Genomic DNA, 12,926 nt, shown 5'->3' with positions numbered 1-12,926 from the left:
GGGCTTTTACAATAAGACTATGGCTGGATTAGGTTGGCTACAGTCCACCAATTGTGGTTCACACGGGAGAGGTCCAAGGTTCGATCCCTTGTGCGCCCACCATCCTTCCCCCTGTAAATCCAGTACTTTTCGCAATCTCATGGTCGCGCCTATTTGGCAGGTGCAGGCGGGAAATAGCAGAACTAAGCAGCAACGCGCGGGGAAAGGCGGGGGAATTTGTTCTCGCCACGTTCTGAGTCAGAGAAGCTTAGCTCCCGCCTCTTCATCCCACTCCAGTTCGCATAGCACCTCGGTATGGACGGACGTCTGCGCGGTAAAGCACTTGGCATTCTCGGTCAAAAGTCTCCGAGCCGCCTCCTCTGCTTTCGCTTTGGAATCGCAGCGCTCACTGAAGCTTGCGATCACTTCTCCAGTTCGTTGAACCGCATCCCATCGCAGTATCTCCACAAGCGCGTACCAGACACCCCGTCCGGTGCGTCGGCGAACCTGGATCTCGTGATAGCGATCCGCAGCTGCGGCAATCCCGAGCCACAGCGGCCCATCCGCTTCGATCTTGGCGTTCTCGCGCGCCTCGAACGCGGCGCCCTTCAGAGCAGGCTCGCTTAGCCATTGAAGCTTGTTGGCGATACTAATCAGGCTCGTCCTGATCTCTCGGATCGCCTCCTTTGCCTCGTAGGTGACCTTAGGAGGCTTAGGGGCGATCCCCTGGGCGCGCTCAATGCGCGGCTGGTTCGCTTCCTTGCGTCTCCAGATATCGTCTGCAATGGCGTCTAAATCGTTCTTGGATGGTGTCCAGCGGTTCTCACGCTCCCACTTCTCGCGGTTGAGCTTAGGCGTGAGATCAACGATTTTGGTCTGCGGCTTCCTCAGAGCGTCCGCGAGCGCCATACCGGTTTCGAGTGCGGCGAAGCCAGAGGCCACAAGATCACTGTGTACCTGCCCCTTGTCGTCGAAAGTTAGGTAGCTTCCCTGCACCCTCTCGATACGAACCGGCTTCCTTCCTTCGTTCTCAAGAATGACGTCCGCGACCTTCTGCTTCGTGCCAGCATACTGCGGCATGGCATCTTCGCCGCGGATCAGCCCCATCATTACGCGCTGCGAGATCGCCTGAAGCCCATCCTCAGCGAAAAGGTAGAAGCGGATAGAAAGCCCCATAGGGATCACCCTCAATGATCCCGCATATTTCCCCCGCATTGATGGAATGGGCAATGGCGAAAGGGTTGGAAATTTCCGCCGACGCTATGCCCCGATCCCGCCGGAAGCGTCTGAAGTCTCGCCATAGCCGCGACGTCCTCCTCCACCTGAAAAATTGATGCCCGGCAGTCAAAGCCTGTTCTAGCTTTGAGGTTCACCGCCGAGCGCCGGCCGTGCATCTCAGGTTCTCAAGGGACTGATAGTCTTTGGGCCGGCGTAGCCATCTACAATCAATTCCATCGCACTCGACATAACACCACTCGTGCGGGTTCACTTCTTCTTCGTCTTGGGTTGCTTCTTTGGCACCGGGGCCGCTGCGGCTTCCCGTGCCAACCGCTCTGCCTTCAGCCGCTCTCGATTCTGAGCAAAGGCCTTCTCGGCGAGCGCGTGCTCGGACATGGCCTTTTCCGCGTCGACTTGGCGGAAGGCCTTGCGAGCTTCACGCTCTGCTTTACTGATTGGTTTCGGCGGCTCGTATTCACCAAATTCTTTTGTCATCTTATCCGATCTGATGCTTCTCTCAGGGGTCAATTCTTGCTTTTGGGCCCGGCATCTCGCGCCAAGCGCTCCGCTCTGAGACGTCTATGGTTTTCCTGGAACTCTGGATCTGCTTGGCTATCCGCAATCGCTTGCCGCGCCCCATTCGGGTTTTGCGCCTTTCGGTCGGCCTGATCAGCGATCTGCTGCTCGGCGTTGCGTTTCGGTTTGGCCATAGATGATCCTTGCTCCCATTGATCACGGCCGCGCATTGTTCTGCAGCCGTGACTGCTATTTTATAAGCTGACCGCCAACTTGAAAAGCGAGCTAATGACCCCTTCATTTAGACCGAGAGGTCGGGCCGCTAGCGTTGAGTTTCGGGGACGGACCACTTCCGGCCATCGGGTCCCACCGCGAATGAGACAGCCTCGACTAACAACGAGAATGCCGGCGAATGAAACGGAGTAGAGGTCGTAGCCGGATCTTCACCGAGAGCGCCTGTAGAAGCTTCACAGCCATGCGATAGCCGAGGAAGGAGTTATCGTGTCACTTCGCGTAACCCTGTGATCGGAGCCAGGCGATCCGACGCTCTCCATTCATCCAATCGTCAATATCGGCTTTGCTCGTAAAGCCCGTGATTTCTCGGGGTTCTGCGCCTGGGTACTCGGCGATGACAGCCCAGTCGTCCTCAGACTTACGGAGTGGTTTGAAGCTCACTTTTACTTTTGCCATGCCGAACTATGCAGGAAAGTGCGCAAGAAGGGAACCTCGTGGAAGCATTTCAAACAACTTGCCGCCGTGCCCCGGCGCCGGATGTAAACGAGCGCCATTACATTTCCGCGCACCCGACGTCGCTCCCACAATCAGGGTTCGACCGGCTCTTAGCCGCCTCTACCTCGCTGACCAATGCAGTGAAGTGATCGGCTAATTTCGCATACAGCGCGCATATTTGGGTCGTCGCAAGATCGCGCGTTACACCGCCTGCGTTGCATCAGCTCGGAGCTTGTCCAGGCTGGCTTGCCTGAAGACGATCAGAGGAAAGCTGAAAGGGTAGCGGTGCTTGCGTTGGCGGCCTCTCCAACTCTCCTCGCCACCGATGTACGCTGCAGCCACAAGAATCCTAGAAGCGACCGCCGAAGCCGGCGCTGCCACCAATGGGAGAAAGAAATCGACGCACGCGATTGGGGGGTCTCGCGCCGGAGCGATTCAGTTCGTCGCCTCTTTCCCGTGCGTTCGAGCCTCTTTCTCTGAGAGCTCTTCGACATAGCGAAGCACGAGGCGACGGTTACTCTCATCCTTGATCTTCTGGAATGCCTTTATGAGGCGCAGCATCTGCAGATCTTCAATTTGATTCCTCATCACGAAACCTCAGAGGCCATCTGGGCCCGGGCTGCCCTGACGTTCCTTGCACCTCTTTGACGCCCAAAGTCGGTGCGAGAACCTGTGCTCGCCTCACCCGGTCGCGCAATCTCTCTAGGCGGCGCCGCTGCTGCTTGAGACTGGTTACGTCTCTGTCCAGCAGTTCTAGGAGAGTGTGGGTTGGCAGGGCGCAATGCTGCTGATGCGAACTCATTTGACCTCCGGCAAGGTAAAATGAACGCCGCGATTATGATCCTAGACATGGGTCTTGGCCGTTATCGAAAGGTTCAACCTCACCGAGAACGTTGCGGATCCAAGACGCGCGAGCACACAGGTGATATCCCGAGGGCCGCACCCGTCAGATCATTCTGCCGCCCTTAGTCCCTGCTCTGTGGGCTCATAGCGCTGCCCGTGCTTCACCAGCCAGCCACCTTCAACCATCTTCTGCGCCAATCCTAACGAACATGCCGGTTGGCTACCCCCCGGGTGATACATGCCGTCTCCGCGCTCGACCAGAAACCCGTAGACGCGGGCGAGCCGCAGCGGCTTCAGCATGCCGGGAATGAGGATGATGGAGCTGGTCATGGTCTCCCAAGCGCGCGCACTCGTGAATGTTCCGGCGCGCGGTCTGGGACTACGAGAACTGAGGCGGGTCTTGCACTTTAAGAAAGTTAGGGCTCTGGCGGAGAGCGGCTTCACGCGGCGGCGGACCAAAGAAACGGCCCCAGCCATTTGGCGGTGACTGGGGCCGTTGGGACTTACTCCGACCCGCAGGGGGGACATGGGGCCGGAGCACAGCACCAAGCCAGAGGCTTGCCACTAGTTCCTACGATAGAGGCCATGCGAGAGCCGACCCATCGCCAAACGCGCGTTCGAACGATGGGCCGTCCCGGGTGGATGTCGCGAAGCTGGAGTGGTCCAGGTATCGCGCCACAGACCAAAATCTTAATCTCCCCGGCCGGAGAGTCGTTCCTCGTAAGATACCCCCTGGTGCGGCGTGTAGGCGGCAATCGAGGGGCTAACTCTAACTCGCCAACGAAAGAGCATTTCGCCTGATCGCGAGGCGTTCAGCGGTTTGGGATCGAGCCAAGAGGCACCTGGCATTGCGCGTCCTATGTCGCGATGCTTGCGCGGTTCGTCGCGGCGTCCGCGGGGTCTGTCTCAAGGCAGCGCCTTGGCTTACTTTTGTAGGCACTTTCCATTCGCGGTCGCATTGATCGCGATGAGCGAACCTGATTTTGCGAGATACGTCCAGCAAGCGCAGGACTGCCTAGACGAGGCTGGGAAGGCCACGAGCGAGGTCGATAAGGAAGCTTGGCTGAAGCTCGCCGGAGAGTGGATGGAGATGGCGCGCAAAGCCCAGAGGGAGAGGCCTTCTGAGCACTAAGCGACGCAGGCTGGCTCCGAGGCGTGGCCTGGTTTCATGCTAGGAACTGAAACTGCCTGATACCGTTGCGGAGTATTCGTTACAAGGCTGAGGAACGCGCCATGACACAGCGCCGCCGAAGAGTGAAGCAAACTCGAACCCTTGAAGAACGATTGGCCGAACAGGCCGCCAAGCTTAAAGCACTGGCCGACCAATTGCCCGCCGGAAGTGAGCGCGAGGGGCTTCTTAGGAGGGCACGCTTAGCTGAGACCGGCGCCCATCTCAGCTATTGGCTTACCTCACCGGGGTTGCGGCAAACGGAGTAAGGCCACTCCTTGATCTAAGTCAAAGGGCTTCTTTGAAGCTAGTTGCACCACTGGGACATGACCAAACCCGAGGAACAGAGCGAGGAAAAAGAGGCCAAACCCTCCGACTGGGAGGAGGCACGGCGGATCGTTGAGGAGTACGCCAATGACTTGCGAGAGATAATCCGGAAGCTCCGACGCAAGATGAACTAAGGCCGCCTCAGTGGCTGCCTCGCGCGGGCATGGCCTGGTCGCTGATGCCAGATCGTTTGTTTCCGACCTCAGTAGCCTGTTTTGGTCGCCGGAACCAATCTGATTTCGAAAAGTTGCAATCCCGTGGTAATACAGCTTTGGCAGGGGGTAGATGTTGTGGACACCCAAAATAGGCGGCCATCCTGCACCGATCAATTTGAGAAGCCGTCCGAACGTAAGCCGGAGTCGGACCGCTGGATCGACGGTTTTATGAAGCGCCTGCTCGAACTCTTAGATCGCTTAGCCGGTAAAAAGTAAGGGCCGTCTCAGTTGGCGGCTTCTCAGTCATCACCGGCGCCGGGCAAGGCGAGGGCGACGGCTGCCGTTGGCGGCAATAAAGGCTTGCAAAGCAGGCGAGACCTCGGCGTCGGTATCTGCCGCTAGCTGGGCTACAGCGTCAGCAAACTCAGCTGTTGCATCCCGTGACCAGCCTTGGCTCGGATTGAAGCAAACGATCTTAACCGGATAGGTATATTGGCCGGATAGCAGATGCCGCAGGACGGTCGCATGGTCGGTGTCGGCTTCATCCGTCTCGCGCCAAGCGCACCCGGCGCCGGCTCCGAAGTCCTCAAGCACGAGGCAAATGTCACGGTCCAAGCGATCTGATGGCACGATCGATGGTGAATCACGCATACGCTTACTCCGAAATCACCAGTGGCGGAGGGACGGCCCCGATTGGCAGGCGGCAAAGGGGGCAGACCGGGGCCGCTCCGCCGGCTCGCAGGCGAGTCGGCACAGGCTAACTTTCAGTTGAATTCCCTGTTCCCGTAGCAACCTTTTCCCGATTTGAGACTGTGCTTTCCATCGAGGCTTTTGCAATGTCGAACAGAATGCCCCAAAGCCGTCCTTCGCCACACGCCGCATTCGCGACAGCTACTGTGATAGCCGACGCCCATCGTCCTTAAGCTCACCAAAATCAACGATGCCATCACGTGAGTGCTTCCGCACTATGCAACCGCGGGCCGCCGGTCTGCGCCTTCAATTCAGGACCGGATCTCGCCCTCGACCCAATGAATCCATGACGCTGCCAGATTGAGCCGCATGCTGGCGCGAACGGCGGGCGAAGTCGTGGGGGAGCCCACGATCAGGATCAACGCTGCCCTCATCGCTGCTCGGGTCCCGCACATCGTTCTCGGTCTGCTCAATCAATTAATTGTAGCACCAGCACATGACGGGAAAGAGTTAACTATCTTTTTTGGATTTTGACGTAGCTTATTAAATCGATTAAACGGTATAAAGTACCAGCGCTGCCTGAGCGAACTTTTGGTCCGGGGCACCGCACCCATGCACTGCCCCCTAGGATGCCCAAGCTCGTTCTATCCGCTTGGAGCTGGCTAACATGGATCGAGAACACCTCGACACGATGTCGATCGAGGAGTGGTGGGCGCTCCACACGAGGTCGATCGGATTCTCGCCGCGAGGCTGATTGTAGAAAAGCGCGAACTCGAAAAAGCGGTTCGCTCAGCTCAGCCAAAGAGCGAACTCGAACGGACCGGCAAAGGACTTCCCGGCGAAGCACTAAAAATGCGAAAGCCGACCTCGAGCGGGAACCCCGGGCTTGTTATATTTATTGATTGAACAAATTAACCCAATTTAATTTATTTAGAGTTCGAGGATGTTTAATTTGAATCCTAGAAAAGGGGGGCGTCATGTCCTCATACCGGCGCGAATTTTCGAAGACCTGCGGAGAATTCGCCGCCGTAACTCCTCCGGCCATAACGATGCTGCGATCGACCCACCCGATTCGCTGCGTCTGGCGGGGGTCGGCAGGGCACCGAGAAACCATCATCACGAGCGCGATGAAGATTAACTGACGGTCGCCAACCGGGGCGCGGCCTTACAGCTCCATCTTTTCTCGCGACAAAATCGGTGGGCGCGCGGGCTCGAGACCTGCCGTACGTCGCCACGCGGAGAACCCGGCCATGAGTGCTCTCCATCATCTCCAGAGTTCCCCGGCGGCTCTGCCATGGGCCGATCCCTTCCGATCGGCCCAGGGACCGGCGGGCCCGTGGGCTGATGCTGCTGCCGATCTTCTTCGTCACCGTTTCGAATCGCTCGCTTCTCAGCTCGCCGAACTGGAAGCGCTTCGCGAACGGGTGCTTGAGGCTGAGCAGAAGCTCGACCCGAGATACACCTGATGAAAAGCGGGGTCGGGCAGAAGTGAAGCCGCTCGAATAGAGCTTTCTTGCTGCGACGCATAAGTCCGCAATCGCACGTAGCTGACCTTCACGGCGATGCCGGCTGAGGGCCGCTGATGGACCCTTAGCTGACTTTGAGGCTCCCACGTTGCACTTCCTTGAAGAGAGTGGACGCTCAAGCCACGTTGTGGCTATTCGCCCTATGAGCCAAGAAGACGCAAAGCGGTTTCGCGAGCAGGCGGACGAATGCCGCCTCCAGGCGGAGAAGGCGATCAGCCAAGACGCCACCGAAGCATGGTTGCGGCTAACGGGCGACTGGATCAAGCTCGCCGAAGCCACCGAGCGACGCCGAACCCGATTGACAAAGGTCCCGAGCAATCCTGAACGGGAGACCGCCCCTTGAAAGAGTGGCTAGACGCGAACTTTTGAAGCGTTCTAAACTATCTGTCGGGACAGCAGGACAGACCAGAGCGCCAGTTGCAAGAATACAGAGCTTATGTCGTCGGTCATGACGGCCACTTCACCGCCCGGATCGATCTCGTTTGTGCCGATGATGACAGCGCACGCGAACGCGCCAAACAGCTCGTGGATGGTCAGGCCGTAGAGCTATGGCAAGGTAACCGGAAGATAGATCGCTTCGACCCGCCGTCGCATTGAAGTCCCAATCCCTGCCAATGCGGGCCAGACGCGGCGACATAGATTGGCACTTCGCCTCTATTGTTGATTCGCTGATCTGGCTAGCGTTGCTTTCTGCCACGCTTCTCGCGGTGCCCTTGCTTGGGCACCCTTGAAGGTGGCGTGACCGCTAACAAACTTTGCCAGGCCTAGGTAGGGCGCTGATCAACTGCGCCTTCGGTCGGCTGTCGGAGTTGCGCAAGCCGCTTTTCGAGCTCTGCCTTTTTAGCGACTATCCTTGCGGAGAGGATCTCATCGACGTCTGTGTGGAGGGTCCACAATTCATCGATGGACATGCTCCTGAGTTGCTCTTTATCCATGATCGCACCCGAACCAGCGCCCCGTTGGTCCGTTGACGCGAGGTCGGCAAGGAATTGCCGGTCCCTCAAATATCCCCTATGTCTGTTTTGACTGTGCGGCCAGATTCAGCCGATCTGTCGTCAAGCTGGCTCCTTGTTTCCTGCGAGCCTCATCTTCGGCTTGGGCTACTTGCTGTCGAATCTCTTCCAGTTCGGAAAGATTAGAGGCAAGCGCTTCGAGACGTTGGCGCAAGTCAGCAACGCGACTATACATCCGGCCTCCCGGCACTACAGCATAATTGTGAACACTGCGATGGCCTCGGCGTCTGGAGGTTCTGGGTCGATGCCGAGAGCGTTTTTCCGCACCGGATCGAAACCAGAGCCGGCCGATCAGAATTGCGTTGATCTACAGTTCCCGCGCCTGCATATGTGAATCCGCCCAAACGGCGATTTGATTTTTTGCCGCTGCTCACCGCACGAGCCGCGGCCCGGCGACAGGGCAAGCAGGTCGCCGGAGCGCCCTCACGAACCTTCGCAGACGCTCGCGTTTCTTGACCGCTCAGTTCGAGCTCTCGCTCACTAGCCGGACAACCCTGCGGGAACCGTCCCACACCTCTACAACAGGGTGCGCCTCCAAGAATTTCTTGGCTCTAGCTTCGGCGTCTTTGTCGGTTGGGCAATCGAGCTCGTAAGCCGCGCGAGCAACGCCGGACAAATCCACAGCGTACGCAACATATCGCATGGCATTTTCCAGGTGCGGAAAGCTGCCCATACGAGTCTCTCGCGCGCCCATAGTTCCTACGGCAACGGCAAACTTGGCGGCGGTGGTCGTTCGACAAAAAACTGCCCCAGCGTTTGGCGGCGGCTGGGGCCGTTGGAATGCTCCGGCACCAAGGGGGGCTTTGAGCCGGAGCACTGCACCAATCCGGCCAACTGCCGCTAGCTCCTACACTGCCCGCGGGAAGAGACCGCCAACTGAGGCGGCCTTACTCTTTGTCATCTGGTAGGCTCCGACCTCTGACCGCGCCCCTCCAGGTTGGGGCCGATGTGGTCTCTACTCCGCCCGATGCAATCGGCTTGATGTAGAGCAGTCGGAAGTCAGTTTAATCGGATGTCATAGCGACGTTTGAGCCGGTCGCTTGTCGTCTTTGCGGCGTATTGAACGCGCGCAAGATCGCAGCCTTCCCGTGCGACGACATGCAGCTTCCAGTCTGTGGTGCCGGGTCGGTAATCTGGCTCGAACTCAACTTCGACGGACACAACCTTTTCGTTGCCTGGAAAACTCCGGATCTCTTGCAGCGCAATTCGCTCAAGCTCGTCCTTCGAAACCGGTGATCTCGACACCGTTCGCTCCTAAGGGGTGGAGGCGGCAGTTTAAGCCGCTCGACTACTCAATGCAGTCAATGATCTCGACATTCCCCGAGGGGCACATCGCGATCGCTCCAAGCTCGCGCCGATCATATGGGCTGATCAGGGCAATTCGTATCGGGAACGAGAGAAAATCGGAGTCCTTTTGGCCTTTCCGCGACCTCCGGTGATGACTGCATTTCCCCCGCTGTTAAGCTTGCGGAGTCCTCGTCCTCGCATCGGCTGGGCGCTGCCCAGATCGCGCCTTTCAAAGCATTCCAATCAGAATAAAGAGCCCGATCTCGGCCAAGCAAGTGACGCTCATGATCGCGGCCGTAAGGAGTACGTCGTTCGCTGATAGAGGGTTCATGAATGTCTCGCATCTTGCCCCCCGGCTGAAATCCATGAAAGACGCCGGGACCCAGACAGGTCAAAAGTTTCGCCGGGTACTTCCGGGAGCCTGCGCTACGACGGCGCGGTACGAATGCCCGGCTCGTCGACCCAAGCTTCCCGCGCGAACCACGCGTGATCGGTGCGGCAGATTGGGCAACGGGTGCGCGAGAAAAACACCGGGCGGCTTCCAAAGGTCTCGCGATCAGTCTTGATGCCGGTGGGAATCGCGTGTCCAGTTTGCGGACATTTGACCATGACCATTCCCATGTTGCCCTCCCTAGCGATTTGCCTTGTTGTAGTTTGCAGAAAAACACCGGCCGGTTGGAATGCGCTTCTCGTTGGTGCGGGGGACTTGAGGGGCATCGCGCACCTTGTTGGCCGAGCATGGAGTGGGGGGGCGTGCTCGCTCAGCTGGGCGTGTTCCAACCAGCCGGATTCTCTTCAAACGAATCCGAATGTGAAATTGAACGCGCTTTTAGCCGCCTGGGTGGAGGACCCTGGTGAAGTGCCTCCTGATCGGCTCACCCGTTTCCGTCGCGAGCTTCTGGGCAAGCGCCCACAATTCCCTGTTCTGGTCAGAGGCGGTGTCGAACGCCTTGCGGGCTTGCGCCGCCGACAATGTATAGGCGTCGGTCGCGGACTTGCTGCCGAACAGATAGACGAAGAAATCGAGCGCAGAAGCGGCATTGGCGTTTGAGATTTCGAACACCTTGAGCCCGTAGTCGGTCGTGCATCTCGCATTGCTCGAATAGGTCTCACGCAGCGCCTGCGTCATCTCTTCCGATGCGACCTTGATCTTCTCGCAGCCTTCCCGTGCGCGGGCGAGGCCCTGCTCGGCGAGTTCGCGCCCCACGCCAGGAAACATGACCTTCGAGAAATCCAACCATGGCATCGCGAAAACGTTCGTTCCGTTCGGCGGCAATTTCATTTGGCTTTCAGTCACGCAACATTTCCTTTCTCAAGCGAAAGCATTCCTCGCAACGCTCGCTTGCATCACGAGAGCTCACGCTCTGTGTTCGATCAGATTTTGGATGAGCCTTGATCTAGCCCCGACCCGCCTGACTTTGTGCTGAGAGAAGCGGGAATGTCGGTTCGGTTTGTGACTCTCCCTCAAACATTTTTTGAGATTGTCAACACAGACGAAGGTATGCCCGGGACTGACGGTGCATAACAGGATATCGCAAGGGGGGATGTTCCTTCCTTAGCGTAAGCACTGCAAGGAGCCCGGCGCTGGCTGCGTTGGGATGCGCTACGGCGCATGAAGCGCCCGGCAATTCAAACCTATCTGTGCAAGGAAATGGCAGCGACCTATGCCACGCTGCCATCAAGCCGCCGCACGGCGCGGTCCTATAGGTATCCTAACCTCTGCGGGTGTCCCAATTAGGCCAACACCCTTGGGTGCCGGCTTGTCTCCGACCTCAGTGGCCTAGGTTCCTACCGGATTACCAATTTTTCCCGGTTCCAGGAACGAGTGTTCACTTTGGTACTTATGCCCATAGCTCCACTGGAGGAGGTGGAGCTATGGGGGAAATACATCACCGAGTACTATCTAAAGCAGGCTGAAATCGCGTCACGGATGGCGCTAGCCGAACCGGACCCGGAGAAAGCCCGGGCTATGCACATCAATTCACTCGGCTTCTTCGACAAGGCGTACCGGGCCCAAGGCAAAGACCCGTTCACGCCGTCTGAAAAATCCCCGCCTTCCATCATTGAACGGCGATAAGGCCGGCCTCAGTTGGCGGGTGATTTGATGCTGGGAATGCTGCTCATCACGACCGGGATCGGGACGGCGCTGATCGCAACCATAGTCATCATATTTGAGTGGCGTGCGTTGGTCGGCTACTGGCGCGCTTCAAGGAAGTAAGGCCGCCTTCGGTTGCGGCCTCTTTATCTGCTCGCAGAAAAATGGCCCCAGCTCCGGGGGGCAATGGGGGAGGAGCTGGGGCCAATCCGAGTCACCCTCGGGAGAGGGCATCGGGAAAACGATGGCAACCGCTCAACCGTTCCTGCCAAAACAAAGGGCCGCCTAAGGGACCTCGTTCGGTTCCTGTGTTCACTTCGGAACAAAAACTGCTTGCGGAACTTCCTATCCCAACCCGCACCTCGGTAAGGGGAGACGAACAGTGCAAGGCGCAGCAGTGGTGATCTTGGTCGTGGAAGACGATCAACTAGTCCGGGAGTTGGTGGCTGACGCACTGTCCGAGGGTGGCTTTGAAGCGGAAGTCACGAACACGGGAGAAGAGGCGGTGACCCGTCTGAAGAGTGACACAAACAAGTATCGAGCCCTCATCACGGACATAAATCTGCTCGGCACGCTCAACGGGTGGGAAGTTGGGCACCGCGCCCGAGAGCTAAATCACGACATCCCCGTCATTTACATGACCGGCGCGGCGGCCGATCAATGGTCCGCCAACGGCGTGCCCAACAGCATCCTGTTGAACAAGCCGTTCGCGCCTGCGCAGATCGTGGCCGCCGTCGCTCAGCTTCTGAACACTAGTGCCCCGCCAACGTAATGCCGCCTCAGTGGCGGCCCGCGTTCTTTTGCCCGCCCATCAATCATGGTCGGCTCAGAGCCGCCCCAGCCACCATTCATCCCTTGCTCTTCACACCCTCCGCAATCGCGCGCTCGACTTCGGCGGCAAGCACGCTCAGGTGATCCGCCAGCCGGCTGAAGAGTTCTCGCTTCTTAGCATCGCTGGCCAAATCGCGGATGAGGGCGCACTCCGCCGCATCCGTGCGGAGCTTTTCCAACTGAGCCTGCATGTCTTTCATTGCGGTCGGTCCGTTCCTAAACGAGAACTATACCCGGTGTGTGCAAAGCGAACAGAACTGATTGTCGTTTTCCTAGGCTCAAACCACCTTGGCGTTTCCCATTACCGCCAGGCACTCCAGCGGCCCCAGTACCATCGTGATTTTGCTGGGGCCGTTTCTCTGCCGGTGTCGATCAGCCGGGGGTGCGCATTAGGGCAGTAGGCATTCGGATTAGGAACGTGGGGTCAACGGTCCCAACAGTCCCGGGCGCACCCAAGCGCCCCTGAAGGGGAGATGGATCTCCTATTTGGGACCGAAAGCGCTCAGGAGCCCGATCGCAACGGGTATCAGGGCGACGCAGGCCCAGAAA

The 12,926-nt window shown here is 58.3% G+C and carries 11 protein-coding genes; 2 read left to right on the top strand and 9 right to left on the bottom strand.

Features of this window, described 5'->3' with window-relative positions:
- Positions 1–237 precede the first annotated feature (237 nt).
- The 5 genes from IVB26_RS08500 to IVB26_RS08475 all read right to left on the bottom strand — a co-directional run bounded on the left by IVB26_RS08500 (position 238) and on the right by IVB26_RS08475 (position 5,586).
- Positions 238–1,155 carry a hypothetical protein gene (locus tag IVB26_RS08500; protein ID WP_247971269.1) on the bottom strand — a complete coding sequence of 306 codons (918 nt, stop codon included), beginning with the start codon at positions 1,153–1,155 and terminating at the stop codon, positions 238–240.
- A gap of 309 nt (positions 1,156–1,464) precedes the next feature.
- Complete coding sequence (locus IVB26_RS08495; RefSeq protein ID WP_247971268.1) at positions 1,465–1,692, bottom strand: hypothetical protein; 228 nt, start codon at positions 1,690–1,692, stop codon at positions 1,465–1,467.
- A 29-nt stretch (positions 1,693–1,721) separates the two neighbouring features.
- Positions 1,722–1,907, bottom strand: coding sequence for a hypothetical protein (locus IVB26_RS08490; RefSeq protein ID WP_247971267.1), 186 nt, complete (start codon positions 1,905–1,907; stop codon positions 1,722–1,724).
- Between the two features lie 1,486 nt (positions 1,908–3,393).
- Positions 3,394–3,615: a hypothetical protein gene (locus tag IVB26_RS08485; protein WP_247971266.1), complete on the bottom strand. Its 222-nt coding sequence runs from the start codon at positions 3,613–3,615 to the stop codon at positions 3,394–3,396.
- Positions 3,616–5,241: 1,626 nt separating this feature from the next.
- On the bottom strand, positions 5,242–5,586 hold the full coding sequence (locus tag IVB26_RS08475; RefSeq protein WP_247971264.1) for a hypothetical protein: 345 nt from the start codon (positions 5,584–5,586) through the stop codon (positions 5,242–5,244).
- Between the two features lie 1,982 nt (positions 5,587–7,568).
- Here IVB26_RS08475 and IVB26_RS08470 point away from each other — a divergent pair.
- Complete coding sequence (locus tag IVB26_RS08470) at positions 7,569–7,748, top strand: hypothetical protein (RefSeq protein WP_247971263.1); 180 nt, start codon at positions 7,569–7,571, stop codon at positions 7,746–7,748.
- A gap of 1,415 nt (positions 7,749–9,163) precedes the next feature.
- On the opposite strand, the gene IVB26_RS08465 is transcribed toward IVB26_RS08470, so the two are convergent.
- The 3 genes from IVB26_RS08465 to IVB26_RS08455 form a co-directional block, all read right to left on the bottom strand.
- Positions 9,164–9,409, bottom strand: a complete 246-nt coding sequence (locus IVB26_RS08465; protein ID WP_247971262.1) for a hypothetical protein — start codon at positions 9,407–9,409, stop codon at positions 9,164–9,166.
- A 468-nt stretch (positions 9,410–9,877) separates the two neighbouring features.
- Entirely contained in the window at positions 9,878–10,072 is a 195-nt protein-coding gene (locus IVB26_RS08460) for a hypothetical protein (protein WP_247971261.1), read from the bottom strand.
- A gap of 208 nt (positions 10,073–10,280) precedes the next feature.
- Positions 10,281–10,748 carry a phasin family protein gene (locus IVB26_RS08455; RefSeq protein WP_247971260.1) on the bottom strand — a complete coding sequence of 156 codons (468 nt, stop codon included), beginning with the start codon at positions 10,746–10,748 and terminating at the stop codon, positions 10,281–10,283.
- A gap of 1,180 nt (positions 10,749–11,928) precedes the next feature.
- Between IVB26_RS08455 and IVB26_RS08450 the strand changes: the two genes are divergently transcribed.
- The gene (locus IVB26_RS08450; protein WP_247971259.1) at positions 11,929–12,318 is read left to right on the top strand and encodes a response regulator transcription factor; all 390 of its coding nucleotides are present in this window, start codon (positions 11,929–11,931) and stop codon (positions 12,316–12,318) included.
- A gap of 76 nt (positions 12,319–12,394) precedes the next feature.
- On the opposite strand, the gene IVB26_RS08445 is transcribed toward IVB26_RS08450, so the two are convergent.
- The gene (locus IVB26_RS08445; protein ID WP_247971258.1) at positions 12,395–12,577 is read right to left on the bottom strand and encodes a hypothetical protein; all 183 of its coding nucleotides are present in this window, start codon (positions 12,575–12,577) and stop codon (positions 12,395–12,397) included.
- Positions 12,578–12,926 lie beyond the last annotated feature (349 nt).

The organism is Bradyrhizobium sp. 195 (assembly GCF_023101665.1).
Lineage (GTDB): Bacteria > Pseudomonadota > Alphaproteobacteria > Rhizobiales > Xanthobacteraceae > Bradyrhizobium.
Note: the sequence above shows the minus strand (reverse complement) of the source record. Positions and strands in the feature narration are given on the sequence as shown.

What these genes read in the sequence shown, in the direction of transcription:
- IVB26_RS08500 (WP_247971269.1), bottom strand. Translation starts at nt 1,155, where the DNA reads ATGGGGCTTTCTATCCGCTTCTACCTTTTCGCTGAGGATGGGCTTCAG.
- IVB26_RS08495 (WP_247971268.1), bottom strand. Translation starts at nt 1,692, where the DNA reads ATGACAAAAGAATTTGGTGAATACGAGCCGCCGAAACCAATCAGTAAA.
- IVB26_RS08490 (WP_247971267.1), bottom strand. Translation starts at nt 1,907, where the DNA reads ATGGCCAAACCGAAACGCAACGCCGAGCAGCAGATCGCTGATCAGGCC.
- IVB26_RS08485 (WP_247971266.1), bottom strand. Translation starts at nt 3,615, where the DNA reads ATGACCAGCTCCATCATCCTCATTCCCGGCATGCTGAAGCCGCTGCGG.
- IVB26_RS08475 (WP_247971264.1), bottom strand. Translation starts at nt 5,586, where the DNA reads ATGCGTGATTCACCATCGATCGTGCCATCAGATCGCTTGGACCGTGAC.
- IVB26_RS08460 (WP_247971261.1), bottom strand. Translation starts at nt 10,072, where the DNA reads ATGGGAATGGTCATGGTCAAATGTCCGCAAACTGGACACGCGATTCCC.
- IVB26_RS08445 (WP_247971258.1), bottom strand. Translation starts at nt 12,577, where the DNA reads ATGAAAGACATGCAGGCTCAGTTGGAAAAGCTCCGCACGGATGCGGCG.